Below are 24,465 nucleotides of genomic sequence, written 5' to 3'. Positions count from 1 at the left end.
GCCGAAGCAAAAACGGCTGATCGTAGGATCAGCCGTTTTTTTATTGGCGCGCCGGGCGGTGTTCCGGTGAGCCGCTATCATCGTCGCTCGTCCCCCAGGAGAACAAAAGATGCGGCGACCGGAATTCATCAAACACTGGACCGAACTGGAAGAACCCCACGCGCATTCCTATCAAGGCTCTGACGAGCTGATGGCGATCGACTCGCCGCTATCCGAAGCGTTGGGCATTTCGCGCATTGGTATTCACCATGTGCGGCTTTTGCCGGGGCGGCGGTCTTCGTATCCGCACTGCGAAAGTACCGAGCAGGAATTTGTGTACGTGCTGCACGGCACACCGGATGTGTGGATCGACGGCGTGCTTCATCCGCTGGTCGAGGGTGACTCGGTGGGGTTTCCGTCGGGCACCGGGATTTGCCATACGTTCATCAACAATACAAAAGAAGAAGTCAGGTTGATGGTGATCGGCGAGCGTCCGCGCGCCGACAACCTGATTCACTATCCGCTCAATGAGGCGCACCTGAAGACGCGCACGGATCAGTGGACGGACTGGCCGAGCCGACCGCTCGGGGACCATGACGGCATGCCGGATTAGGGCGCTGCGCGAGATGAATGCCCGCCAGCATGCAACGCACCGAGCCGCCGGCCATTTCGCCGCGCAGCACGCGCCACAGTTCGACGACAGGCGAATCGGCGGGCAGTTGCTGGATATCGCCTTCAATACGCGTTTGCGGCTCGTATTCGACGAACACGCGTCCCACGCGCAACATGTCCGCATGCAGTTCCGTCCTGCCTGGGCAATCACCGCCTACCGCGTCGATGTGCATGCCGGGTTCGACCAGGTCGGGCGTGATGATGGTCGCGTAGGCCATAACCTGATGGCTAAATGCTCAGCATTAGTGCGCATTAAGCGTAATAACAGGCAAGCGGCTCGGGGCGTCCGACTCGCGGCCGGGACAACGTCCGCTGGAAACGATGAATCTCGATGATGTGGACAGGCAACTCCTGTCGCTGTTGCGCGACGACGCGCGGATGTCGGTGGTCGCGCTGGCCAAACAGTTGCGGATTTCGCGAGCGACCGTGCAGAACCGCTTGACGCGGCTCGAACAGAATGGGGTGATCGTCGGCTACACCGTGCGGAAGTGCTGAAGGTGTTGCGCGGGCCTCCCAACGTCGCGACCCTGTACAGCACGAACGGACGTTGGGACCTCATCGCGGAACTGCGGGCGGATACGCTGGAGAGCTTTGATCGCGTGCTGGGCGCGATTCGTTTGATCGATGGGATCGCGACGACGGAGACCAGTATTTTGTTGTCCACGCACAAGATGTGAAACGCGCGGGATGTCTGCGCGCGTTGCTTGTCGAACAGGTAACGCTGCCTGGTTTACTGCGCGCTCGCGGTCGTTGCATTCGCAACCGCCGCGCCCTTCATTTTTCGCACTGCGTCGGCCGCCGAAGGTGCGAGGTTCTGTTTGGCCAGCGACGCATCGAATGCTTCGCTGCGCGCGCGTTTCGCCTGTTCGTCATCGGCGTCCAGTTCGGCGATTCGCCTGTCGTACCAGCTCTTCACGCAAGCCTGATCGCTGCAATGATGTTGCCGCCACAACCATTGTTGGGTGCGTGCGGCTTCGAGCGCGCCGGCGTCGAGCGTGGTGTCTCGGGCATGTTGCCAGGCCGTGGCGAGATGGTCATCCAATGCGGACAACGCGGGGTCCTTGCAGACGATCTTTTCCGACGCGGATGACTTGCCGTTGCATTTGAAACTTGCCGCGGACGCATCCGCGACAAGGGTCGCGCTTGCGATCAACAGACCGATAGAGAATAACGCCGACGGTTTCGCGAGGCGTTGAAGCGCGGAAGAGAAAACAGGTTTGAAAGTGGACATGCCGAGCCTCTATTCAGTTAAGTAACCAGGCTGACGCGTGGCGCTAAATGGCCGTACCTGCCGCCACGCATTCAGGGATGCGATTGCTGCGTCGGCAGAATAGGGCGCGCGCGAATTTGCGATTGGGGGAGAACGCGGCGTGATCTAGAGGTGATTACAAGAAATTCCGTTTTCTCTTCGCTGCGGCAGGTCGAAGACTTTGCGCTAGCGCTAGTGCGGGGTTTCAATCCACATTGAAATGCACGCGAATGTCCTGTCGGCTTTCGATGGGATGGCCCGTCTGCATTGCCGGTAAGAAGCGCCATTTGTGCAGCACTTCAAACAGGATCTGATTGAGGCGCGGGTTCGGCGTGGGCTTGATGAGATCGACGTCGATCGAGCCGTCGGCGTGAATCGTGAAGCGTGCGGTCGCAACCGTTTGATAGGCCTGCTCGCGTAGATCGTCGGGTAATTCGGGTAACGGTTGCGCAATGGGGTGCGCGGCCGTGTAGCCTGTTGACGCGGATGCGGACGTTGCGTTCTGTTTTTCGTTGGCTGGCGCGGGTGCCGGCGTGGCATGTGTAGCCGATTCCGTTGTTGGCCTCGATTCGTTCGTTGCCAACGAAGGACTCGAGACGGTGCTCGCAGTGCTTTGCACCGGGCGTGCGTCATCAGGCTTTGGCGCGATGTGTTCCGGCAACGCACTAGGGCGAGGCACGACAGGTTTCGACGGCCTGATTACCGGTTGATTAGCTGCGGGCAGAGCGCGACTTACCGGCTCTTTCAGCGGCGGAGGAGGAGCAGGAGCAGGCGGAGGTTCAAGTTCCACCACACGCATTTCCAGCGGTTGCTCATGCGGCGGCACCGGCGCCGACGTCCCCAACCAATGGCCCATCGCAACCAGAACCGCAAGCCAAACCAGCGCTGCAACGACAACCGCCAACCCCATGCGGATGGTCGGTGCACCGTCGACAAAACCCGTCAAACGCATCCGGCTACTCACGATGAACCGCAACCAGAAAATGCGCCGCCCCGGCCCGGCGGGCGGCCAGCATCGCCTGAACGACCACACCGTGACCGGCAGCGTCGTCGGCGGCGATCACGACATCGCCATCGGCTTGCAGCAGACGTTTCACAGTGGGCTCAACCTGATCCGCCGACACGCGCTGACGATTGACGAACACGTCGTTGTGGCTATCCACCGAAATGGTCAACGGTTCATGCGCGCTCATCTTCTGCGCTTGCCCAGCGGGCAGCGTGATCTTGACCGCATCGAGCCGTTGCATCGCCAGCGAAGCCAGCATGAACGTGGCTAGCAGAAAGAACATCACATCGATCATCGGAATGATTTCGATGCGACCGCGCCTGGCCGCGCGCGAGCGCTTGAATTTCACGGCAGCGCTCCCGCGTCCGTGGCGGCGAGACGCACTTCGCTGAGCCGCGCATTCGCGAACGATTCGAGTTCGTCCATCAAGCGCTCAAGGCGGCGCGAAAAATAGTTGAACGCAAAGAGCGCGAACAGCGCGACCACGAGCCCGATCGCGGTCGCCACCAGCGACTGCGCGACGCCGCCGGTCACGCCGCCCGGATCGACGAGCCCGGAGCCACCGAACAACTGGAACGAATGCATCATGCCGACGATCGTGCCGAGCAAACCCAGCAACGGCGCTGCTGTGACGATCGTTTCGAGCACCCAGAATCCCTTGCTCATATCGCGCTGGATCTGCGAGGCCAAAGCTTCCGCCTTGGCCTCGCGCAACCATAGCGGCGCCGAGGGATTCGGGGTCCACGGCGCGTTCATCCGCCTGAACGCGTTCTGCTTGCCGGCTTCCTTCAGGCTGTCTTCCCAATCGATTCGCGAGCCGGGCATGCCGATTTCGTCGGCGTTGCGTATCGCCGCGGGCAAACGTCCAAAGCGCAAAAACACATAGGCGCGATCGAGCACGATCGCCACCGCCAGGACGGCCAGGATCGTGAGCGGATAGATGACCCATCCGCCTACGCGTACCGCCGCCAGGATATTCGTCCAATCTTGCATGACCGACCTCTTCGCTCCCTGACCGATTTAGAAATGCTTGGTGACGCCGGCATAGACGGCGAAATGCGGACCGTACTGCGGCGCGCCGACGCCGATGCCCGAACCGTCGCGCAACTCGTAGACGCGGTTGAAGGCGTTGATCAGCATCAGGCGTGCGTCGAATTTGCCGATCAGTGGCTGGTTGAAATGCTGGATCACGCCGAGATTGACCTGTGCGTAGACCGGCAGACGGTCGGTGTTGGCAAAGCCGCTGCGCAGGCCGGTGCCGACGAGGCCGTCGAACGTGAAGGTGGTACGGCCGAGATCGTAGGTGCCGCCGAACGACGCGGTGATGCGCTGGTCGTGGTCCAGATACACCCAGTGGCTGTTGATGTAAGCGAGTTCGGCCGGGTCGAAATTGAATTGCGCGGAATCGATCTGCGTGCCCTGCGCGCGGCTGTACGCAAGATTCAGATACGCGGACATGTTGTCCTGTTTGTAGTTCGCCGTGAACTCGAGACCGTACACGCGCCCAAGCCGATAGTTGAACGGCGTATAGATGAGCGCGGAACCGAATTGCCCTTCATCCAGCAGATTGGTGGATTTCTTGTAGTACGCGTCGAGGCCGATCGTCACGTTCGAACCGAGCCGCTGCGTCACGCCGAGATCGAAATAGTGGCTGCGTTCGGGCTGCACCTGATCGTTCTGACTCGACGGACTCTGGTTGGTCGTCCCATTGAAGCGGCCGATGGTCGAGCCGGATACCAGTTCGAAAGCGGGCGGCGTGAAATAGCGCGCGTAGCCGGCGTGAAACGTGGTGGTCGGTGTCAGTGCATAGACCAGCCCGATACGCGGGCTCAACTGACTCGCGCTCACATACTCGTCCATCTTGTCGTAGCGCAGGCCGTAATTGAGGGTGAGCTTGCTGGTGAGTTTCCACTCGTCCTGAACGTAAGCGCTATACAGGTAGCCGGTTTTGCTGCTCGAGTCCTGGATATTGAAGGGCTGGTCGGATGCCTGGGCGCCGGTGCTGTCGGTGGCGAATACGTTCACGCTGTCGTTGAATACCGCATGTTCCTGCTGGAAGAACACGCCGGCGCGGATCGTATGTTTGTCGTTCAGCCGCCACGTGGTGTCCACCTGCGCGCCATTGGCCGAGTTGCTGTGAAAGTCCTGCGACGCCACGCCGTTGAACAGCAGATCGCCGACTGGATCCGGATTGAACTGGGTGCGCGTATAGCGTGTAAACAGCGCGACCTGATAGTCCAGCGCGCCGCCGTTGGTGCCCTGCAGCGCGACAACCGCAAAGTTGTTCAGCTCGGATTGCGTTTCGTTCAATTGACTCGAATTGAACGTGTTATTGCCGTTCAGCGTGAAGTTGGTGGCCAGCCCCGGCGTGTTGGGAATTTCGAACTGATTGCTGGTGGTGCCGAACATCAGGCTCACGCGTGTGAGCGGGTTGATGATGTACGACATGTAGCCGAACGCATCGCCCTGACGCGTGTGGTCGTGAATGGCGTTCGCGCCGGAAGTCGGATTCTCGATGCCGAGATTGTTGACGCCGAGCGAGCCGCTGAAGTAGTAGCTGAACGGCCCCTGCGTGCCGAACACATCGGCGCTGGTCTTGAGCGTTTGATGGCTGCCGCCGAACACGCTGACGGAGCCGCCGTCGCCCGCATCGCCTGACTTCGTGCGAATGTCCACTACGCCCGCGGTGCGATAGCCGTATTGCGCCGGCAACGCACCGGTGAGCAGACTCACCTGATCGATGATGCGCGTATCGAGCGACTGCCCGAAGCCGCTGATCGGCTCGGGAATGATGATGCCGTTGATCCGGTATTGCAGATTGGCGTGGTCGCCGCGTACATGCAACTGCCCGTACGAATCGCTGGCTACGCCGGGGGCTTGCAGCAGCACCTGATTCAAGGGCGTGTCCTGACCCGCGGGCAGCGCGTCGATGTCGGCCTGACTGAAGCGATACACGCTGCTGCCGGTCTCCGGCAACAAGCCGTTGCGCGCGCGATCGAGCCGCCTGGCGTTCACCTGCACGTCGAGCGTGTCGCTCTTCGCGAGGTTGCCGACGGGTTTGGCCGCCTTATCGGTAACAGCGTCGGTCGCCGAGCTTTCGTCTGTTGCGGCATGGGCATGAGCGGCGATAGCGAACAGCAGCAAAGCTGCATGAGAGACACGCGTGCGGTTTTTCATCGTTATGGAGGGTGGTGTTGGCGACTGGGTGGACGCGTTGTCCGTCTCGTCGACGGTCGTCCCGCTTTCTTGCGGACGACCGCGATCGGCGTGATTGGTCTGGATCACGCGACGTCCCGGCTGGTGTCCGGAGCAAATAATGTTATAACATTACATTGAAAATTAACAACGAAAACTTGAATGGTGTTGTTTCGGTGGGGAGGCAGCAGAGGGGAGCGGCAGGGATGCGCGACGTGCGTGTCCGGCGGGAGGATTCGAGGGGATTCAGGCGAATGATCCGCGCGTTGCGCGCGGATCATGATGCTTCGGTCAGACGGTCAGTGTCGATGCGATGGCTAAAACGCGCGACAGCATTACGTCGAGCGAAGCGCCCGAGCCTGCGAAACCTGCCGCCCCGTTTGCAACAGATACACGCCGGCGAGAATGCACGTCATCGCGATCAGATCCGCGCTTCGTACCGGCTCGCCCGCCAACACCACGCCGAGCAGCAACGCGACAACGGGCGGAATGTAGGTCACGCTCGCTGCGGCAATCGCGCCGAGTCGGCGGACGATAAAGTAATAGAGCATGTAAGCGACGCCGGTACCCACCAGTCCCAGCCCCACCGTCAAGCCGATGAACGCACGAGTATCGGTCGCGATCCGCGTGATGCCGTGCAAGTCCGTGAAGAGACTGACGATGACGAGCGCAAAGCCGATTTGCCACGTCGACAGCGCAAGCGGCGAGATATCCAGTTGCGTCAGAAAGCGCCGCGCGTAAGCGAACGAGCATCCCACGCTCAGCGATCCGCCGATCATGTACAACACACCGGGAAGACTCACACCCGCAGCGGCGCCGGCCCATGGCCGCGCAATCAGCAGCACGCCGACGAAACCGACCGCAATGCCCATCACCATGCGCGGCGTGGGCCGCTCATCGCGTAACAGGACCAGCGTGCAGAGGAACGAGAACAACGGGATCGAACCGCTCAACATGCCCGCGACGCTGGAGAGCAGCAGCGCCGCGCCCTTTGCGAACGCGAAGTAGTAGAGCACCGTGGCCAGCAGCGCCATGACGAGGAAGTGATGCGCGTAGCGCAGATGACGCCAACGCAATGCGCGTGTTCCGAGCGCGACCAGCAGAATCGGCACGAATCCGAACAGCACGCGAAGCAATACGATCTGGGCCGGCGACAGGGTCACGCTGGCCCATCGCATGAAAAGAAAGTTGGTTCCCCAGATGGCGCCGAGCAGGGCGAAGGCGAGATAGGACGGGTTCATGGCGGTCCACAACGGATTTTATCGAGGGCCCATTGTGATCAGCGCGCGCTTCCGGTACAACCGATATTATCTGGCCAACGATGTAGGAAAACTATTCCATGAGTGTCTATCCACCGCTGAAAGCATTGATTGTGATGGAGGCTGCGATCCGACTCGGTAGTTTTACTCTTGCAGCGGAAGAGTTGAACGTGACCCCGGGTGCGGTCGGGCAACAGATCCAGAAGCTGGAGGCGTGGCTGGGCGTCTCGTTGTTCGTCCGGCAGATCCGCCAGGTCACACCGACGGCCGAAGCACTTGCGTACTACGCGCAGATTCATCCCGCGCTTGGACAGATTGCGCAGGCCAGCCGGCGCATGCGGCAGCGGCAGAGCCGGGGTGTGAAATTGTCCGTGCCGCCAAGTTTCGCCGCCAAGTGGTTCGCACCGCGCATGGCCAGCTTTCTGAGAGCCTATCCGGATGTGGCGCTGGATCTGACCACGTCGACCGCGTTTGTGGATTTCGAGCTCGACGGCGTCGACCTGGCGATCCGCTATTTCAATGGCGAGGATCCGTCGCTCACGGTGGAAAAGCTGTGCACGGATGAAGCGCACGTGTATTGCGCGCCGGATTACGTGAAACGTCTGAAGGTACGGCATCCTGACGATGTGAAGAAGGCGACGCTGCTGCATAACACGCTGCATCCGCATTGGTCGCCGTGGCTCGGCAAGTTCTCGCGTTTGTCCGAAGAACAGATCGCGTCCATTCCCGGGATTCAGTTCGATCAATCGCTGATCGCAATCGACGCCGCCGTGCGCGGCCAGGGGTTCGTCCTCACCAGTGCGATGCTGACCGACAGCGAGCGCGCAAGCGGCGCGTTGATCGAACCTTTCAAACAGGTGTTGCCACTTTCAACGAGCTATTACCTGGTTCATCCCGTTTCGAACGCGTTGCAACCGTCGGCGCTGAAGCTCAAGGAATGGCTTATCGATGAAGCGCATACCGCGCTGCGCTGAACACCTTCGACTTCCCGAAAAGCCTTGTACAGTAAGGCTGCCAAACGTTTGCGATGTTTCCGCAGACGAACCCAAATATTAAAGAAATGCGTTATGCATGTCGTTATCCCGTGAAATAAGTCAGGACCATCGGGCACCCGCGCATCCGGCAGCGCGTGGGTTGCACGAGGAATCAGCTCTACGGGGGAATGAATCTTGAATCACCAACGATCGCCATGGTCGCGTACAGCGGCTCCGGGCGAGGTCATCTATTCGGAAGGCTTCGCGGGCGACGCTGTCATCTACGTCATTGCAGATGGCAAAGTCGAAATCTCCACCCAGTGCGATGAAAAGAAGGTGATTCTCGCCACCTTAGGCAAGGGCGAATTTTTCGGCGAGGCGGCTTTGTTGCCGGCGGAACCGCGAGCGCATACCGCGAAAGCACTCAGCTTCCTTCAACTCACCGTGATCGCGGCGAACGTCGTGGAAGAAGAGCTCGAACGTGTATCGCCGCTGCTGCGTCATATCGTGCGCACCATGATTCGTCGCGTGAAGAAGAAGGACGACGTGCTCGCCACCAATACGCACGCCGATTTTCTGCCGGGTGTCGTCTCGTATGCGCACGTTCTCGCGTTGATGGCCGGTGTCGAAAGCGCCGATCGGGATGTCCGCATGCGCCGCGCGCAAGGCGAGGAATTCTCGGTGCCGCTTCCCGAAGTGATCAAGAAGTGCCACGCCATTGCCGGCCATTCCCGTCCCCACGTCATGGCCATGCTCAAGCGCATGGAGAAACTTAATCTGGTCACGCTCGAACCGGGCCGCTCCGAACGCCTGAGCAACACGCCCGCGCGTTATTCGGCGGAAGGCGCGGTGGGCCGCCAGCTCGTCACGTTCGATCCGGTGCGAATCACGGAACGCGCGCAGCAGGTAGCGGATCACGATCTCGATCTGTCGATCAGCAGCGAACTGGAGTTGATTGAACTCGACGACCTGGAAGCGTTGATCGGCGTCGAGAAGAAGGTCATTCTCAACAAGCTGTCTCACGCGGAAATCGCGGAAGATCTGTTCGCGTTTCGCAAGACCCGCGTGTTGAATTACGTCGAAGAAAAGGGCATTACGTATTTTTCGCGTCGCACGGTGCGTGGCGCCAGCGATGTGAATTCGCTCGACGATCTGGAGTTCGTCGATCAGCGCACGCTGTTCGAAGCCGTCAGCGCGTTCGATACCTACGATCTGGCCAAACTGCTTTCCGCGGCGACGGGCCAACCGGCGGCCGAGCGGCTGATGTCGGTGATGACGGAGGCGAGAAAGAAAGAGGTGTCGTGGGTGATGCGGCGTGAAATCAAAATCGATCCGCTCGAAATTGCCGAGATCGAGCAGCGCTTCATCGAGACGATACGCACGCTTAAAGCGCCCGCGGGCAATGCGATGCCGCTCTCCAACCTGAGTGCGTGACGCGATTTGCGTCGTTCTCGCGTGTTGATTCGCGTCATTAAACAGGCTGTTTTCCTTGCAGGTTCGAAGGCTCGGGCGGCCATTCGAGAGGACGTATGGATCTTTTGACGCTATTGGGCGCCGTGTTCGGCGTAACGGCGATCGTCGCCGGTTTCTCGCTGGAGGGTGGGCACTTTACGGCGCTGTTTCAGCCGGAGGCGTTCGTCATCGTGCTGGGCGGCACGCTCGGCGCGGTGATGATCCAGAACACGTGGGCGCGCTTCTTCGATGGCATCAAGCAACTGCGCCTGGCCTTCGTAAGGGCGCGGCAGGTCGACCGCAAGAGCCTGTCGGTTCTGCTCGAATGGGGCGATCAGGCGAAGCTGAACGGCATGCTGGCGTTCGAGTCGATCGAGGCCGGCGGCATCAATCCGTTTGCGCAGCGAGGGCTCGAACTTCTGGCGAACGGCGTGGCCACTGCGGTGCTCGAAGACGCGTTGCAACGGGAGCTGGATGCGTACGAGCGCAATCACGTGGCGGCCGCGCGAATCTGGCAACAGGCGGGCGGTTATGCGCCGACGTTCGGCATTCTCGGCGCGGTGCTCGGCCTGATTCAGGTGACGGGTCATATGCTCGAACCTGCGCAACTGGGGCAAGGTATTGCCACCGCGTTCGTGGCAACGCTTTATGGTCTCGCGTTCGCGAACCTGGTGTTTCTGCCGCTGTACGGCAAGATTCGGGCGCAGGTGGATAGCGAGTTGCGCTTCCGTCGTTTGTATCTCGATGGTTTGCTCGCGATCTCGCGCAAGGAGTCGCCGCATACGATCGAAACGCGTCTGGCCGGCGACGTGAGGGCGAGATCGGCCGAGTTGCTGGGGTAGCGAGCAGCAGGCCTCGACATTCGGTAGCGGCACTCGAAAAGCGGGCGTGTGCGGTCGTTCAATCAAACGTGAATTCGAAGCAGGCGTTGCGGGTATGACTATCTCCTCGGGAAACAGGCGCCTCAAGGCGGATAAAACCGGCTATCAGGAAGCCGACGAAGGCGACGAGCAATCCGGACGCTGGCTGATTTCCTACGCGGACCTCATCACCTCGCTGATGGTGCTGTTCCTCGCGCTGTACGCGTTGGAGTTGGCGAAGAACCGGGAACTGGAAATCAAGGCGCTGGAGCATCGCGCGGAGAAGACGGTGACGGTATCGAACGCCGGCGGCACGCCCGACACCGCGAAGAAGCAACTGCTCGCTTTGCTGGCGCCTCTCAGGAGCAACAGCCAGATTACGATTTCGAACGCGACGCAAGGCGTCGAAATTGCGATCAACGCGAAGATCCTTTTCAACTCCGGCGACGCGCGGTTATTGCCCGAATCGATCGACGTGCTCAGCCAGATTGCCGGCGTACTGCGCGACCGTTCGAAGAACACTATTCTCGTCGAAGGACACACGGACAGCGTGCCGATCGCCACGGCGAAATTCGAATCGAACTGGGAGTTGTCGTCGGCGAGGGCAGGGGCGGTGGTTCGTTTTTTCGCCGACAAAGGCATCGAGGCGCACAGAATGGCGGCGATTGGTCGGGCCGACAACTTCCCGTTGATCATCGGCGACGACGCCGCGGCTCGCGCCGCGAATCGGCGGGTGACGATTCTCGTCGAGTATTGAAAGAGTATTGAGCGCGTATTGAACGACTGTTGAACGCGCATCGAACAGCGCATCGAACATATTAAGCAGCACAGCCGCTTCTTCTCCCGCTCGTTCGACCCAGCCTCCCACCCAGCCTCCCATTCCGCGCTAAAGTATCGCCAGCGATGCCGCTGTGCGTCGTTCCGGGAGCCCTCTACGTCATGCCAGTCAATACCTTGCCGGATCCGGTCGCGTCCGCCTGCAGCACCTCGCTAGGCAGTTTCCTGCGCGACCGCCGCTCGCGCCTGCAACCCGGGCCGGAAGCGCAAATCCGCCGCCGCACGCCCGGCCTTCGACGCGAAGAAGTGGCCACCCGCGCGAACGTCAGCGTCGCGTGGTACACGTGGCTCGAACAGGGGCGCGGCGGTCCGCCGTCGAACGAAGTGCTGGAGCGGCTCGCCCGTGCGCTCGAACTCGACGCCGCCGGCCGCGAGATGTTGTTTCTGCTCGCGCAGCAACGTCCGCCGCCGCTCAGCCCGGTAGAGACCTCAAGTGTGACGCCGGCGTTGCAACGCGTGCTGGACGGCATGCCCACCAGCGCCGCGATCGTGAAAACGCCCACATGGGACGTCGTAGCCTGGAACGCGGCCGCCGTCGCGGTGCTGGGCGATTACGCCGCGCTGCCGGTTCGCGAGCGCAACGTGCTGCGGCGTCTGTTCGGCGATCCGACCATGCGCGCCTGCCAGCCGCATTGGGAAGAGAGCGCGCGTGTGGCGGTCGCCGTATTCCGCTTCGATATCGCGCGGATGGGCGGTTCGGCTGAAGCGTCGGCGCTGGCCGCCGAACTTCAGGACAGCAGCGAAGACTTCCGGCGACTCTGGGCCGAGAACGACGTACTGAACCACTGGGGCGGCACGAAGCAGATGCGGCATTCGGTGGCCGGGCACCTCACGCTCGAATACTCCGCGTTTCCCGTGGCCGGCGCGGATGGCTTGAGCATGGTCGTCTTCACGCCGGTGACGCCGGCCGACGTCGAAGCGGTCAAAGCGCTCGTGTCGCGCCAGGCCCAACTCGCGTGAGCGCGCAACCTTTCCATCCGAACCCGATGCGTCTGCCTCGTCCACTCCCGCCGTTACTGTCCCTACGTGCTTTCGAAGCCGCCGCCAGGCTGCTGAGTTTCAGCCATGCCGCGCAGGAACTGTTCGTCACGCAGAGTGCCGTCAGTCATCAGATCCAGAAGCTCGAAGCCGATCTCGGCGTGGCGCTGTTCGAACGGCGCACGCGCTCCATCGAGTTGACCTCGGCAGGGGTCGCGTACTACGCGCGCGTTCATGACGCATTCGAGTTGTTGCGACTCGGCACGCAAGAGGTTCGCGCGCCGTCCGTCGAGCGCACGAGCCTGACGGTCGGCATTCTGGCTTCGTTCGCGACGCGCTGGCTCGCGCCGCGCTTGCAGGCTTTCTCGGCCGCCTGTCCGCGGATCGATCTGCAACTGCGGCCCGAGATCGCACTCGCCGACGTGCCGGGCGGCGAAGTGGACGTGGCGATCCGTTATGGCCTCGGCGGTTGGCGCGGCGTGCACGCACAACGGTTGATGACGGAGCGTTTGTCGCTGGTGTGCGCGCCGTCGCTGGTGGCCGGCAGGAAGCGTCCGCGCGAACCGCAAGACCTGTTGCGCTTCCCGCTGCTCACGTCGTATTCGCGGCAGTCGTTCGAATGGGACGCCTGGAGCCGTCGTTTCGGCCTCGATCTGACGCAATCGCAGCAGGTGCATCTGCACGACTACAACATCGTCGTGGAAGCGGCGCTCGCGGGACAAGGCATCGCGATGGGCCGTCACCGCCTGATCGCGCGGCAACTGGCGAGCGGCGCGCTGGTCGAGGCCTTACCCGATGCGCGACTGGACCACAGCCGCATCGGCTGGTGGTTCGTCACACCCAAGGGCAACCTGGGCGCGGCGGCATCTGCGTTCCGGGACTGGCTCGCCGAAGCCGCGAAAGAAGACGCTTTAGAGCCGACGCATTAGTTTCGCTCATCCGTTGCGCGGAAAAATTGATTGGTCACGGTGTGGGCCGGGCTAATAGGATCGGACTTCCCCATCTTGCCTGGACAATTCGACATGACCTCTTCGATCTCAGCACGTGTTGCAAGCCTCGGTCTCACGCTCGAACCCGCCGCACCCGCCGCCGCCAATTACGCGCCGTACGTGCAGGAAGGCCATCTTCTGCACGTGTCCGGTCAAATCTCGCGCAAGGCAGGGCAACCGGCCTATCTCGGCCGTCTCGGTGACACCGTATCGGACGACGACGGTATCGAAGCCGCGCGTGCGTCCGCGTTGAGCGTGCTGTCGCAGATCGCCGCCGCCACCGATGACCGCCTGGACCGCGTGGCTCGCGTCGTGCGGTTGCGCGTATTCGTTGCCAGCACACCTGATTTCGCGCGCCACAGCGTGATCGCCAATGGCGCATCGGACCTGATGGTTCAGGTCTTCGGCGAGGCCGGGCGGCACGCACGCAGCGCCGTCGGCGTCGCCTCGCTGCCCGCGGGCGTGGCGGTCGAAGTCGAAGCGGTAATTGCACTGACATCCTTGGAATAAATCATGTCCGCTCTTCTTTCGACCGCCGCCGTGGAGGCACTTCGCGCCCGCACGCCAGGCACGCAGCACACCACGCATTTCAATCACGCGGGCGCTTCGCTGCCGTCTTCGGCGACGTTGGAGGCGATTCACGCGCACCTCTGGCGCGAAGCCACCATGGGGCCGATGGAAGCCGGCATCGTGGGACGCGAGCAGACCGAACGTGCGCGCGGACTGGCCGCGCGGCTGTTCAATGCGCAGCCCGCCGAGATCGCGTTGACCACGGGCAATTCGCCCGGCTGGGGCGCGGCATTTGCCGCATTGGGTCCGTGGCGCGCGGGCGAGCGTATCCTCGTTGGCCGTCACGAATGGGGCGGCAATCTGAGCACGATGCGTGGGCTGGCGCAGCGCGTTGGCGTCTCGATCGACGTGATTCCCTGCGATGCCGACGGCGCGGCGGATCCGCAAGCGCTGGAAGCCATGCTCGACGAGCGTGTGCGTCTGATCGCGCTCACGTGGTTGCCGGCTAACGGCGGCTTGATCAATCCGGCTGCGGCGATCGGGCAGGTGGCACGCCGGCACGACATTCCGTATTTCATCGACGCCGCGCAGGCCGCCGGGCAATTGCCGATCGACGTCGCCGAACTGGGTTGCGATGTGCTGAGCACCGCCGGCCGCAAGGCGCTGCGCGGGCCGCGAGGCACGGGGCTGTTGTACGTGCGGCAGGCGTTTCTATCACGCTTGACGCCGCCCTACACGGACACGCATGCCGCGCCGCTGAACGGGCGAGGAGAGCCCGTCTTGCGCGATGACGCGGGGCGCTTCGAATCGTCGGAGGCTTCGCTCGCGCTGCACTGCGGACTGGCGAATGCACTGGAAGAGGCGCTGGACATCGGCATCGAAACGATCCGCCCGCGGATCGACAGCGTGGCGCAGCAGTTGCGCGTGCAACTAGCCGAATTGCCCGGTGTAACGGTGCTCGATCTCGGGGCCGAACGCTCAGGCCTGGTCGCGTTCAACCTCGCCGGTCTCGACGCCGTCTCGGTGCAGCGCCGTCTGGCCGCGCAGGGCATCGCGATAGGCAGCAACGGCGTCAGCTATACGCCGTTCGACATGACGTCGCGAGGATTGCAACAGATCGCGCGCGCGTCGATCAGCTATCTGACCACGGAGCCGGAAATCGAACGATTGCTGAGCCAGATACATACGCTGGCGGTGCAGTCGCACTGATCGCAAACAGCCCAAAAAAACGGGGCGGCTCTCGCGAGAGAGCCGCCCCGTTGCCTGCGGTTGAACGCGTTATTCCGCGCCGCGAACAATGCGCAGATCGCGCTCCACGCCGTCGCCCAGCGCCTCGAGCGCCTTCTTGTAGGCTTCGCTTTCGTACGCGGCGACAGCCTGTTCATAGCTCGGATATTCGATCACGACCGTGCGTTCCTTCAGGCCTTGCTCGCGGGCCTCTTCAGCTACGCCGCGCACGATGAACTTGCCGCCCGCGGCCGCCACGGCCGGCGCCGCGAGTTGCGCATACGCAGCCAGTTTCGACGGGTCTTTAGTGGCGCGATATGAGGTTACCCAATAGCCCTTGCTCATTTGAATCTCCTGGTTCGGTGAGAATGCGGTCGCTGCCTTGCACAGCAGACAACCGGCATTATGTCGCTTTCCGGCACGGCCGGCGGCGCGGCATGACGATGATGACCCTCAGCCGCGCGTGATGCCGTGCTCAGGCCGCTCAGGCCACTCAGGCATTTGCCACCGGCAGATTGCCCGCGATCGTTTCCGCGATGATGTCTTTGAGGCGCGCCACCGCCGGCTCCAAAGTCCGCGTACCGTCATGCAGCGACACCTGCAGCGTGGGCGCGCGTACGATGGGCAGCGCGAGCGCATCGCCCACCACCTGAAGCTTCGCGGGCAAACCGGCCGCAGTGCGCAGCGTGACGCCGAGGCCGGCTTCCACGGCGGCCCACAAACCGGGCAAGCTCGGGCTCGTAAACGCGATTCGCCACGGCAGCCCAGCCTTATCCAACGCCTCCAGCGCGCGTTGCCGGAAGAAACACGGCGCCTCGAACAGCACCAGCGGAATCGGCTCGTCTCTGGCCCATAGCCTTTCCTCCGACGCCGGTCCAATCCACACCAGATCCACCGCGCCGACCGGTTCGGCGTCGGCGCGCGTCTCCTGACCCAGCGACAGCACGAGATCGAGTTCGCCCTTGTCGAGCCGTTCGAGCAGACGCCGGTTGCCTTCCACCACCGCTTCGATCCGCACCGCCGGATGCGCGCGTTTGAACCGGCCGAGCACGGTCGGCAGCCACGTTTCGGCGAAGTCGGCGGGCAGGCCGATGCGTACCAGACCGTCGATCGCGAAGCCGCGCACCGCGCTCACCGCCTCGTCGTTGAGCTCCAGAATGCGCCGCGCGTAGGCCAGCATCACATCGCCGGCGGGCGTCAGCGCGAGGCCGCGACCCTGCTTCTGAAACAGCGCCTCGCCGACGATCTCTTCGATCTTGCGCAACTGCTGGCTCACCGCCGACTGCGAGCGCCCGAGGCGGTCGGCCGCACGATTGAAGCTGCCGAGCTGCTGCGCGGTGACCAGCGTACGTAGCACGTCCATGTCGAGATTGATCCGGTTCATCGTTCGGTTTTGTGAATGTATCGGATAAGAAATATTCAATTTTCTAATCATTCTAGGACGTTTAAGGTTCCCGAATTGGAAAACTTCGGGACCCCAGCGTGACTGCCCCCATGACTGCCCACACCATTCGGCTGTATGGCGCGACGACCGCCAGTTCGAAGATCGGCACCGGCTTTTTCTTCCTGATCAACACCTGGTTGATCATCGACATCACCGGGCATGCGTCGAGAAGCCGAAGGCAAGCCGAAGCACTATTGGCGAGATCTCCGCGCGGGCGTCGCGCATATCGTCGAGCGATCCCGAGATCGGTTTTTTCTACGGCCTTTTCGTCGCGAACATGAGCGTGGTGTTCGGCATGAATGCGATGCTCGCGCCCTTCGTGCGGGAGGAATTGCATCTGAGCGCGGCGGCATTCGGAAAGATCGATGCGGTGTATGCAGTCGGCGCAATTGTCGGCGGGTTCTTCGTGGTGCGGCTCGCGAATCGTTTCGGGCGACGCAGGGTCCTGCTGCTCGGTCTCGGCATCGCGGCCGCCTGCTTGCTCGCGTTCTCGGTATGTCGGGGACAGGTGGCCGCTTTCGCGATTTACGCTGGGCTGGGCGCGAGCTTTCAGAGCAGCGTGATCGCCTTCAGCACGGCGCAACGCGCGACGGACTCCGCCTATCAAGGGCGCGTCAGCGCCAGCTTCAACGCGATCAATGGCCTCGCGGGGCTGGTGGTGTATGTCGTCGTCGCGGCGAGTGCCGGACATTATCTCTATCGCCAGCTTTATCTGGCTCCGGCGAGCGCGTTTGCGCTGCTGATTCCGGTCGTTCTGCTCGCCAGCCGTCAGCGCCGCATCAACCCGTTTCTAACACCCGCGTCTTCAGCTTCCATGCCCGCATCGTCGTTGTCGGCGTCGTCCAATTGACGCCGATGTCGTGCATTTTTCGCTTCGATCCTTCCCACCTCAACATGAACCCAAACACGATGCTCAAGCTGATCTTCCCCGCGCTGTTGTCCGTATCCGCCGCACTGGTTTCGCTGCCGTCGCATGCCGGTGACAACAACCCGCCGGATTCGCCGCTGGCCGGTACCTGGTCGCTCGTGGCCGCGGACGTCATCAAGGCCGACGGCGTACGTGCCCGCGACTTTGGCGCCGCGCCGCAAGGCATGTTGCAGATCGACCGCGAAGGCCGTTACACGCTACAGATTTTCAGAGCCGAGCGGCCACAGTTCGCATCGGGTGATAAACAGAGCGGTACACCGGCCGAATACGCGGCCTCCGTGCTGGGGTCCAGCACGCACTTCGGCACGATCAAAGTCGATGCCGCCGCCCATACGCTGACGTTTCAGATCGACCGGGCGTCGTTCCCGAATTGGGAAGGGCAGACGCAAACCCGGCACTATGAACTGGTGGGCGACGAACTCAGCTATCGCGTCGTACCGCGGCCGAATGGCGACGTGCCGATTTCGGTCTGGCGTCGGCTGCGCTAAGCCAAACGCGACGCGCGATGCGCGATGCGCCACGCGCAATATGCGCCGACGTGAAAGATGCATGAATCGTTCGAGCGCCGATGACCTGGTTTAACCCACCGCGTCATCGGCGCCCGCTCAAACGCTCAGCTCGTCAAGAGCCGGCCCAAGCGCTTACTTCTTGAACGAATGGCTGCTGATATACGAAGCGAGCTTCGCGATATCCACGCTGCCCCATCCCGTGGGATAGTCCCAGCCCGTGCCTGCCTTATAGCCATAACCGCCGTAGCCGTTATTGCCCGACTTCACGTCATGCACGATCGACGGGGTCGCTTTGATCGCGCTGTACAAACTGGCCGCCGGGAACCCGAGGCTGTTCGAATTGGCGCTCTGCACGCGCGCCCACAGTCCGACGAAAATCGGCGAAGCGAGACTCGTGCCGCCGATCTGCTGAAGCTGACCGTAGTTGTAAATCATCGCGCCCGTGCTTTGCGCCGCGTCGAACGAAATGTCCGGCAACAGACGCTGACCCGGCGTGCCGGTCACCACCGACTGCCACGACGGCTTGCTCTCGAACGAGCTGAAGCCGCCACCGGTGGCCCACAGCTTGCCGTTGCCGTCGAGCCCTTCGTTCCACACGGTCTCGTTCGACCATGCGCCGCCCGAGGTCGTGTAAAGCGTCGTGCCGCCGACCGCGATCACGTTCGGCGACGACGCCGGCCACGACACCGAATAGGTGCTGCCGTCCGGATAGCCGCGGTTGTTGCACTCGTACACGCCTTCGTCGCCGGACGATACCGAGAACGTCTGGCCTTGCGCGGCGCCGGCCGCGAAAATGCGGTCTTCGGCCTGCAGCGTGCCGTCCGCGTTCGCGTCCGCTTCGCACCAGCCGAGCGACACGTTGATCACCTTGGCGGTGTCGTCGGAGACAGCCTGGTTGAACGCTTGCGTGAGGCCGGTGTTGCCCGACGCGCTGTCGTCGGCCATGTAGAACAGCAGTTGTTGCACGGCGCCGCCCGCCGAGCCAACGATCGACTGGCTGTCGAGATCCCACTCGCCCTGGCCTTCCTGATCGTCGCTGTAGTCGCCATTCGGCGAGCCGGTCTGGATCGCCTGCGTGTTGACCGAGGCGAGGTTGTTCGCGCTGGTGAACTGCTGCAAGTCTTGCAGCGTTTGCGACACACCGCCTTGCGTGATGATGCCGACCGTGGTGTTCGCGGCGGTGGGCAGGCTGGTGGCGTCATAGATCGCCGGGAATTCCGTCGGGTAGTGCGCCTTCGCGGTACCGGAGGCCAGCGTCTTCGCGGCCGTGCGGTTGCCGATCTTCAGCAGCGGATGCGCACGCGCGACGTTCTGCAGGCCCAGCACCGAGCCGACGATCTCGCCGAGATTCTGCGGCACTTGCGCCGCCGCGATATTCGCGTAGCCGCTCTTGCCGTTCAACTGATAGCGCACCAGCGACGTATTGAAGGCCGCTTTGACCGCGCCGGCGCTGCCGTCGGCGGAGATCAGCAGGCGGTTCGCCGCGACCCTGATATTGACGAAGCCGTTCTTGCGCAGATGCGCGACGACCTGCTGCACTTGCGCTTCGGTCGGCGCGTACTGATCGATGAACTGCTGACGCTTGAGGAACTTGCCGAACTGCGCGTTGCCCGGTTGATTGACCGACTGCGCGAACGCCTTCAGCTTTGCCTCGTCGCGAAGCTTGAGGCTGACCACGATGTGCGTGCTCTCGCCGGCGGCGAGTTCGAGCAGGGGCGTGGCGCTGAGTGAGCGCGTCTGCACCTGGCTGGGCGTGACAAACGCCTTCGTGTCGGTCGGCGTCCATAAGGTGGACGACGGTGCCGACGCCGCGAACACGACGCACGAAGCCATGGCGAGAGGCAAGGCAATGGCCGCGTGACGCTTCAGGCCGAAAGCCGTTCGATTTGCGATTGACGATTTCATGTGACCTCCTGAGACAACAGCGCGAGGAGACGCCCGAATCTACCTTGTGGGTAATTCAGGTCGAATTTGAATGAAAATGGAATACCGTCTCGCGGCGCAGTTATGGGTAGTAATTAAGGGGTGCTCGGTTAAATATCGTGAGCGACGCAAAATTACCGTTCATTACACGGAGTCGGTACCTATCAGAATGGATAGTTGATGTGCGGACAAGTTATCAGTCTTTGAATCGTCATTTCGATTGAAGCGGCTGTTTTATTTCGAATTTCTAATGCTTAATGGGTAGCGATGGCCGCTACTGGCTTGTTTTGACGGGAAATGGAGGCGAAATTCTAATTAACTATTTTGATCTCAACATTCGATTTTAATTACAATTTAATTTCAATTTTATAATTCGGGTGTCGCTTATTTATAAAAGTAAAAAGCTTATTATGCGATTCGCGATCCAATTCTTACCTTTATTAGATGCGGGTAATGTGATTGTTTCCGATTTTTGCGCGCTGACTTGCAGTCGTCACACCGAAGCGCGCTATGCGCGCATTGAAGAACGCCTTCGATCAAACGCCCACGCGGCGACGCTCGCGGTGTTCGCCCTGTTGCGTTGACCACGCGCCACGCCAGCGCCAGCTTTCCACCTCTATGTACGCCGCATAGACGCGCGATTTACGCAGTATTTTTTTCCTCAGACGATTGAATATTTTTTCATATCTGACGTTGTACATTGACCAGCAGATAGTGTTCGGAGCGCGTTACGCATGGTCAGGCATCGGTTTTACCCAGTACTTTTTTGCGTGATGTTCGCCGCGCTCACGTTGTTCTCACCAACCAGTCGCGCGCAATACACCACCGACTGGCTCGCCAACACCTTCGGCACGATCGCCACGCATGTGGGCAACGGCGCTCGCTCGCTGTGGGTCGCGCCCGAAGGTGTGATCTACACCGCCTCGCTGTGGGATGAAAACGAAGGCGGCGTCGCGATCTATCAGAACGGCAAGAGCGCCGGCTCGATCGGCACGCACGCCGATTTCCAGGGCAGTGCGATCACGGGCAACGCCACGTCGATCTTCGCGGCCTTGCAATACAACCGCTCGTTCGGCAGCGGTTCGGTAGGGCGCTACAACCGGGCGACGCAGGCGCGCGATCTGGTGATTCCCGTCAGCGTGTGGACGGCCGTGCCGCATGCCGATGTCATCACCGGACTCGCGACCGCCGGCTCGCTGCTGTACGCGAGCGACTTCTTCGGCAATCGCGTGCGCGTGTTCACGACCGACGGTGTCTGGCAGCGCGACATTGCGATCACGAGCCCCGGCGCGCTCGCGTTGGATAGCGCGGGCAATCTGTGGGTCGCTCAGCAGAGCACGGGCGCGATCGTCGAGTTCAGCGCGGCCGGCGCGACGTTGAACACGATCCAGATGGCCGCTACGTCGCGACCGTCCGCGTTGTATTTCGACGCCACGTCAGGGCAATTGCTGGTCGGCGACCAGGGCCCGGATATGAACATCAAGCTGTACAACATCGCGGGCGCGCCGACGCTTGCCGGCACGTTCGGCATTCAGGGCGGCTACCTCGACACCACCAGCGGCGTCAAAGGCCAGGTAGGCGACAAGCGCTTCACGCGCGTCGCAGGCATTGGCAAGGATGCGGCCGGCAACCTGTACGTGCTCAATAATCCGTGGGGCGGCAGTTGGGACATGGGCCGCAACGGCGTGACCGATCTGCACGCGTACGACAGCAACGGCAATCTGCAATGGAAGCTGCAGGCGTTGAACTTCGAGGCGGTCGCCGCGCCGGATCCGTCGACGGACGGCGCCTACTTCTACAGCGGCGCGCACATCTACACCGGCACGGCGGGCGGCACCTTCGTCGCGAATACGGTCGATCCGTTTACCTATCCGTCCGACCCGCGCCTGAACATGAACGACACGCAACGCGACGAACATTTCGGGCAACTCGTCACGGTGGGCGGCAACCGGATTCTGGTGGCGTCCGGGCAGAACCCCGGCATCTTCTACTTCTATCATTTCAACGCGGCGAGTGGCTATATCGCGATTCCCGGCGCGTCGATTCCGGGCACGACGTTCAATACGGATCGTCAGGTCACGGGCGGTTTTTGCATCGACAGCAGGGGAGATGTGTGGGCGGGTCTGGACCGCACAAACCACATCTATCACTACCCGTTGACCGGTTTCGACGGCACCGGCAAGCCGCTATGGGGACCGGCCGTGACGATCTCCATACCGCAGACCATCCGGCCGTTGACGCGCATTCTCTACCTGCCAGAAAGCGACACGATGATTCTCGCGCAGGGCATTGCCGGCAGTTGGGACTGGACGGCAATGCAATCGCGTATCGAGATCTATCATGGCTGGAGCGCGGGCAACACGACGCGGCCTAATCCGGTGATCAACCTCAGCAGCGCGAATCCGAAATCGATCGCCGCGGCGGGCAATTATCTGTTCGTCGGCTACGTGCACACGGTGCCCAATATCGACGCGTTCAATCTCACCACGGGACAGATCGACACCACCTTGATCAACGCGAGTCCGGCGACCGTGGACGTGGGTAACGACGTCGATTCGATGTACGGGCTGCGGGCGTTTCTGCGCGCCTCGGGCGAGTACGTGATCACGAAAGACAACTACAACGGTTCGAGTATCGTGGTGCATCGCTGGACGCCGTGACGGCGATTGCGGCGCAGCCTATCGGATAAGATACGGCCCGCGATGCAATTTCCCCGAACAGAAGGAGTGGTTTCAGTGATTCAACCGAGCAACGTATTCAAGGACAACCTCGCGCAAATGCCCGCTGTCGACAGCGTCGCGCGTATCGATCTGATCGACGGCAATGGCGCCGTGGTGGCGAGCATCGAGAACAAGCCGGGCAAGCAGGGCTCGCTCGCGGTTTACAACTACCTGCAACAAGCATTCGGCACGCTGGACGCCAATGCGGCCGAGCACGGTCTCACGCTGTTCGCGGAGCACACCGCCGACGCGCGTAATCGTCCGGGCGCGCATCCTAACGTCGACCTTCTTCTCGCGATCGTGGCGGGCGGGCCGGCGTTGCGGATTCACGTTGTAGCGGCGAGTTAAATCCGTCTTCGCATTCATAGCGGAAATAGAGATGGTCCGGCTCAATGGTTAAATAATGAATCTCTCATTATTCGTGGCCTGAGCCGGGATTTTCTCGTGCGTCGCCCCGTGGCGCCATCGGCAAGCTTATTCGCAGCGCGCCCGCTGAATACCGTTTGATGAATTCCGCATAAGCTGCGAAGAAAGCGCACACGGCGGCCTGCAATACTCTTATCATCTCCGGCAGTCGAAAAAGACGTCCTGTTATTGGAACGCACCTTTCGCTTGCCATTCCCTTGCATTTTCAAAGCATCCATTGCGATGAAATCGGAAACGAGATCAGGAGTGTTTGCAGTGCATCAAAGTGAACGATTAATCGGCCACGCTTCCACTGTCGCCGCTAAAACTGCCCTGGTATTGGAAACCAACAATTTGCGCGGCGGCGACTCGGCCGCGAACGCGCTGTCGAGCCTGAAACGTCTGATCGAGCGGCTGACGCGGCAAACCCTCCCCCCGCAAGCGTTCGCCCAGTGGATCATCACGCACGACGGTCTCGACGCACGGTCACGCGACGACATCGTCGAGCTGGCGGGCCGGCCCGTCGACTTCGTCGAAATCGGCGCGCAGACCGGCTATTACGACGCGAAGAACCTCGGATTCGAGCAGGTCGACGCGAGCCGCTGCGACTACGTCGCATTCGGCGACGCCGATTGTCAGCCCGCCGATGACTGGCTGGAGCGCCTGCTCGCCCCGTTCGACGAACCCGGCGCTGACGCGCTGTCGGCCATCGCCGGGCGCACCACGTATAGCGCCAGCATGAGCGGCGCGGCGCTGACCACGATCGACTTCATGTATTTCCCGAGTCCGCTGCGCGATGGCGCGACGCGTAACTTCTATGCGAACAACGTCGCGTTTCGCCGCGAGGTGTTCGAGCAATACCGCTACGGCAAACTCGAGGGTGTGTATCGCGCGCATTGCCAGGTGATGGGCTTGCGTCTGCAGGACGCGGGCGTGGTCGTGCATTACGCGCACGACGCGCATACGGAGCACCGTCTGCCGGATAGCTGGCGCGAAACGGTGAAGCTGCGCTGGATGCGCGGCGAAGACAGCGTGGCGCTCACGCCGTACATCGTCCGTGCGTATTTGCCGGCATCGCTGCAATGGTTCGCGCGCAGCGGGCCGTTGGCGCCGCTTTGCGTGATGGCCGGGCGCCTCGGTTTCAGTCTGCGCGCGCTCAATCATCAAGGTCTGCCGCTGCTGCGCGGCTGGCGGCGTGCTGCGACGGCCGCGTTGCTGATCGGTATTTCGTCAGTGGACACGCTGGGCGCTATCGTGCGCGGCGCCGGTTTCGGCGCGCGCCGCGCGGCCGGCCGCGAGGCCCAGGCGCTGTCCTATCACCGCCACTGACACGGCGTGAGATCAGGTCA

Annotated in this window: 23 protein-coding genes and 2 pseudogenes; 15 read left to right on the top strand and 10 right to left on the bottom strand. The window is 61.9% G+C overall.

Features of this window, described 5'->3' with window-relative positions; translation table 11 throughout:
- The first annotated feature begins 109 nt into the window (after positions 1-109).
- The gene (locus tag GGD40_RS24190) at positions 110-592 is read left to right on the top strand and encodes a cupin domain-containing protein (RefSeq protein WP_179712381.1); all 483 of its coding nucleotides are present in this window, start codon (positions 110-112) and stop codon (positions 590-592) included.
- Between the two features lie 46 nt (positions 593-638).
- Here GGD40_RS24190 and GGD40_RS37015 read toward each other — a convergent pair.
- Positions 639-866, bottom strand: a pseudogene (locus GGD40_RS37015) (ornithine cyclodeaminase); the annotation flags it as partial.
- Between the two features lie 106 nt (positions 867-972).
- Here GGD40_RS37015 and GGD40_RS24180 point away from each other — a divergent pair.
- Positions 973-1,328: pseudogene (locus tag GGD40_RS24180) on the top strand (Lrp/AsnC family transcriptional regulator).
- Positions 1,329-1,381: 53 nt separating this feature from the next.
- Here GGD40_RS24180 and GGD40_RS24175 read toward each other — a convergent pair.
- The 6 genes from GGD40_RS24175 to GGD40_RS24150 all read right to left on the bottom strand — a co-directional run bounded on the left by GGD40_RS24175 (position 1,382) and on the right by GGD40_RS24150 (position 7,342).
- A complete protein-coding gene (locus tag GGD40_RS24175; protein WP_179745355.1) occupies positions 1,382-1,882 on the bottom strand; it encodes a lysozyme inhibitor LprI family protein in 501 nt (166 codons plus the stop codon).
- A 223-nt stretch (positions 1,883-2,105) separates the two neighbouring features.
- Positions 2,106-2,852 (bottom strand): TonB family protein, encoded by a 747-nt coding sequence (locus GGD40_RS24170; protein WP_179745354.1) that lies wholly within the window; start codon positions 2,850-2,852, stop codon positions 2,106-2,108.
- A 4-nt stretch (positions 2,853-2,856) separates the two neighbouring features.
- A complete protein-coding gene (locus tag GGD40_RS24165) occupies positions 2,857-3,255 on the bottom strand; it encodes an ExbD/TolR family protein (protein WP_179745353.1) in 399 nt (132 codons plus the stop codon).
- Complete coding sequence (locus GGD40_RS24160) at positions 3,252-3,899, bottom strand: MotA/TolQ/ExbB proton channel family protein (RefSeq protein WP_179745352.1); 648 nt, start codon at positions 3,897-3,899, stop codon at positions 3,252-3,254. Before GGD40_RS24160 ends, GGD40_RS24165 begins: the two co-directional genes overlap by 4 nt.
- A 27-nt stretch (positions 3,900-3,926) precedes the next feature.
- Positions 3,927-6,083: a TonB-dependent receptor gene (locus GGD40_RS24155; protein ID WP_179747034.1), complete on the bottom strand. Its 2,157-nt coding sequence runs from the start codon at positions 6,081-6,083 to the stop codon at positions 3,927-3,929.
- Positions 6,084-6,436: 353 nt separating this feature from the next.
- The gene (locus tag GGD40_RS24150; RefSeq protein WP_179745351.1) at positions 6,437-7,342 is read right to left on the bottom strand and encodes a DMT family transporter; all 906 of its coding nucleotides are present in this window, start codon (positions 7,340-7,342) and stop codon (positions 6,437-6,439) included.
- 98 nt (positions 7,343-7,440) lie between these two features.
- Between GGD40_RS24150 and GGD40_RS24145 the strand changes: the two genes are divergently transcribed.
- From GGD40_RS24145 to GGD40_RS24110, 8 genes are all read left to right on the top strand, one after another.
- Complete coding sequence (locus GGD40_RS24145; protein WP_179745350.1) at positions 7,441-8,334, top strand: LysR substrate-binding domain-containing protein; 894 nt, start codon at positions 7,441-7,443, stop codon at positions 8,332-8,334.
- Between the two features lie 195 nt (positions 8,335-8,529).
- Complete coding sequence (locus GGD40_RS24140; protein ID WP_179745349.1) at positions 8,530-9,768, top strand: Crp/Fnr family transcriptional regulator; 1,239 nt, start codon at positions 8,530-8,532, stop codon at positions 9,766-9,768.
- Positions 9,769-9,863: 95 nt separating this feature from the next.
- Positions 9,864-10,628, top strand: coding sequence for a flagellar motor protein (locus tag GGD40_RS24135; RefSeq protein WP_179745348.1), 765 nt, complete (start codon positions 9,864-9,866; stop codon positions 10,626-10,628).
- A 94-nt stretch (positions 10,629-10,722) separates the two neighbouring features.
- Positions 10,723-11,403 (top strand): OmpA family protein, encoded by a 681-nt coding sequence (locus tag GGD40_RS24130; RefSeq protein ID WP_179745347.1) that lies wholly within the window; start codon positions 10,723-10,725, stop codon positions 11,401-11,403.
- 182 nt (positions 11,404-11,585) lie between these two features.
- On the top strand, positions 11,586-12,443 hold the full coding sequence (locus tag GGD40_RS24125; protein WP_179745346.1) for a helix-turn-helix transcriptional regulator: 858 nt from the start codon (positions 11,586-11,588) through the stop codon (positions 12,441-12,443).
- 26 nt (positions 12,444-12,469) lie between these two features.
- Positions 12,470-13,390: a transcriptional regulator GcvA gene (gene gcvA / locus GGD40_RS24120; RefSeq protein ID WP_179747033.1), complete on the top strand. Its 921-nt coding sequence runs from the start codon at positions 12,470-12,472 to the stop codon at positions 13,388-13,390.
- 93 nt (positions 13,391-13,483) lie between these two features.
- A complete protein-coding gene (locus GGD40_RS24115) occupies positions 13,484-13,960 on the top strand; it encodes a RidA family protein (protein WP_179712398.1) in 477 nt (158 codons plus the stop codon).
- Between the two features lie 3 nt (positions 13,961-13,963).
- Complete coding sequence (locus GGD40_RS24110) at positions 13,964-15,169, top strand: aminotransferase class V-fold PLP-dependent enzyme (RefSeq protein WP_179745345.1); 1,206 nt, start codon at positions 13,964-13,966, stop codon at positions 15,167-15,169.
- 69 nt (positions 15,170-15,238) lie between these two features.
- Here GGD40_RS24110 and GGD40_RS24105 read toward each other — a convergent pair whose 3' ends face one another.
- Together GGD40_RS24105 and GGD40_RS24100 are read right to left on the bottom strand one after the other, a co-directional pair.
- On the bottom strand, positions 15,239-15,532 hold the full coding sequence (locus tag GGD40_RS24105; RefSeq protein ID WP_179745344.1) for a DUF1330 domain-containing protein: 294 nt from the start codon (positions 15,530-15,532) through the stop codon (positions 15,239-15,241).
- 148 nt (positions 15,533-15,680) lie between these two features.
- Positions 15,681-16,571, bottom strand: coding sequence for a LysR substrate-binding domain-containing protein (locus GGD40_RS24100; RefSeq protein ID WP_179712404.1), 891 nt, complete (start codon positions 16,569-16,571; stop codon positions 15,681-15,683).
- A 337-nt stretch (positions 16,572-16,908) separates the two neighbouring features.
- Between GGD40_RS24100 and GGD40_RS24095 the strand changes: the two genes are divergently transcribed.
- Positions 16,909-17,481 (top strand): MFS transporter, encoded by a 573-nt coding sequence (locus tag GGD40_RS24095; protein WP_373565353.1) that lies wholly within the window; start codon positions 16,909-16,911, stop codon positions 17,479-17,481.
- A 44-nt stretch (positions 17,482-17,525) separates the two neighbouring features.
- Positions 17,526-18,047, top strand: a complete 522-nt coding sequence (locus tag GGD40_RS24090; protein ID WP_179745342.1) for a lipocalin-like domain-containing protein — start codon at positions 17,526-17,528, stop codon at positions 18,045-18,047.
- Between the two features lie 153 nt (positions 18,048-18,200).
- Here GGD40_RS24090 and GGD40_RS24085 read toward each other — a convergent pair whose 3' ends face one another.
- Complete coding sequence (locus tag GGD40_RS24085; RefSeq protein ID WP_373565420.1) at positions 18,201-19,937, bottom strand: S53 family peptidase; 1,737 nt, start codon at positions 19,935-19,937, stop codon at positions 18,201-18,203.
- A 788-nt stretch (positions 19,938-20,725) separates the two neighbouring features.
- Here GGD40_RS24085 and GGD40_RS24080 point away from each other — a divergent pair.
- The 3 genes from GGD40_RS24080 (at position 20,726) to GGD40_RS24070 (ending at position 24,445) form a co-directional block, all read left to right on the top strand.
- On the top strand, positions 20,726-22,651 hold the full coding sequence (locus GGD40_RS24080) for an SMP-30/gluconolactonase/LRE family protein (protein ID WP_179745341.1): 1,926 nt from the start codon (positions 20,726-20,728) through the stop codon (positions 22,649-22,651).
- Between the two features lie 75 nt (positions 22,652-22,726).
- The gene (locus GGD40_RS24075) at positions 22,727-23,059 is read left to right on the top strand and encodes a DUF2322 family protein (protein WP_179745340.1); all 333 of its coding nucleotides are present in this window, start codon (positions 22,727-22,729) and stop codon (positions 23,057-23,059) included.
- 396 nt (positions 23,060-23,455) lie between these two features.
- Positions 23,456-24,445, top strand: coding sequence for a glycosyltransferase (locus GGD40_RS24070; protein WP_257030567.1), 990 nt, complete (start codon positions 23,456-23,458; stop codon positions 24,443-24,445).
- Positions 24,446-24,465 lie beyond the last annotated feature (20 nt).

Source organism: Paraburkholderia bryophila (assembly GCF_013409255.1).
In the GTDB taxonomy this organism is placed as follows: Bacteria; Pseudomonadota; Gammaproteobacteria; order Burkholderiales; family Burkholderiaceae; genus Paraburkholderia.
The sequence above is the reverse complement of the archived record's forward strand: the minus strand, read 5'-3'. Positions and strand labels throughout refer to the sequence as shown.

What these genes read in the sequence shown, in the direction of transcription:
- GGD40_RS24160 (WP_179745352.1), bottom strand. Translation starts at nt 3,899, where the DNA reads ATGCAAGATTGGACGAATATCCTGGCGGCGGTACGCGTAGGCGGATGG.
- GGD40_RS24110 (WP_179745345.1), top strand. Translation starts at nt 13,964, where the DNA reads ATGTCCGCTCTTCTTTCGACCGCCGCCGTGGAGGCACTTCGCGCCCGC.
- GGD40_RS24155 (WP_179747034.1), bottom strand. Translation starts at nt 6,083, where the DNA reads ATGAAAAACCGCACGCGTGTCTCTCATGCAGCTTTGCTGCTGTTCGCT.
- GGD40_RS24095 (WP_373565353.1), top strand. Translation starts at nt 16,909, where the DNA reads ATGAGCGTGGTGTTCGGCATGAATGCGATGCTCGCGCCCTTCGTGCGG.
- GGD40_RS24080 (WP_179745341.1), top strand. Translation starts at nt 20,726, where the DNA reads ATGGTCAGGCATCGGTTTTACCCAGTACTTTTTTGCGTGATGTTCGCC.
- GGD40_RS24170 (WP_179745354.1), bottom strand. Translation starts at nt 2,852, where the DNA reads ATGCGTTTGACGGGTTTTGTCGACGGTGCACCGACCATCCGCATGGGG.
- GGD40_RS24135 (WP_179745348.1), top strand. Translation starts at nt 9,864, where the DNA reads ATGGATCTTTTGACGCTATTGGGCGCCGTGTTCGGCGTAACGGCGATC.
- GGD40_RS24105 (WP_179745344.1), bottom strand. Translation starts at nt 15,532, where the DNA reads ATGAGCAAGGGCTATTGGGTAACCTCATATCGCGCCACTAAAGACCCG.
- GGD40_RS24130 (WP_179745347.1), top strand. Translation starts at nt 10,723, where the DNA reads ATGACTATCTCCTCGGGAAACAGGCGCCTCAAGGCGGATAAAACCGGC.
- GGD40_RS24090 (WP_179745342.1), top strand. Translation starts at nt 17,526, where the DNA reads ATGAACCCAAACACGATGCTCAAGCTGATCTTCCCCGCGCTGTTGTCC.
- GGD40_RS24150 (WP_179745351.1), bottom strand. Translation starts at nt 7,342, where the DNA reads ATGAACCCGTCCTATCTCGCCTTCGCCCTGCTCGGCGCCATCTGGGGA.
- GGD40_RS24190 (WP_179712381.1), top strand. Translation starts at nt 110, where the DNA reads ATGCGGCGACCGGAATTCATCAAACACTGGACCGAACTGGAAGAACCC.
- GGD40_RS24175 (WP_179745355.1), bottom strand. Translation starts at nt 1,882, where the DNA reads ATGTCCACTTTCAAACCTGTTTTCTCTTCCGCGCTTCAACGCCTCGCG.
- gcvA (WP_179747033.1), top strand. Translation starts at nt 12,470, where the DNA reads ATGCGTCTGCCTCGTCCACTCCCGCCGTTACTGTCCCTACGTGCTTTC.
- GGD40_RS24145 (WP_179745350.1), top strand. Translation starts at nt 7,441, where the DNA reads ATGAGTGTCTATCCACCGCTGAAAGCATTGATTGTGATGGAGGCTGCG.
- GGD40_RS24115 (WP_179712398.1), top strand. Translation starts at nt 13,484, where the DNA reads ATGACCTCTTCGATCTCAGCACGTGTTGCAAGCCTCGGTCTCACGCTC.
- GGD40_RS24100 (WP_179712404.1), bottom strand. Translation starts at nt 16,571, where the DNA reads ATGAACCGGATCAATCTCGACATGGACGTGCTACGTACGCTGGTCACC.
- GGD40_RS24125 (WP_179745346.1), top strand. Translation starts at nt 11,586, where the DNA reads ATGCCAGTCAATACCTTGCCGGATCCGGTCGCGTCCGCCTGCAGCACC.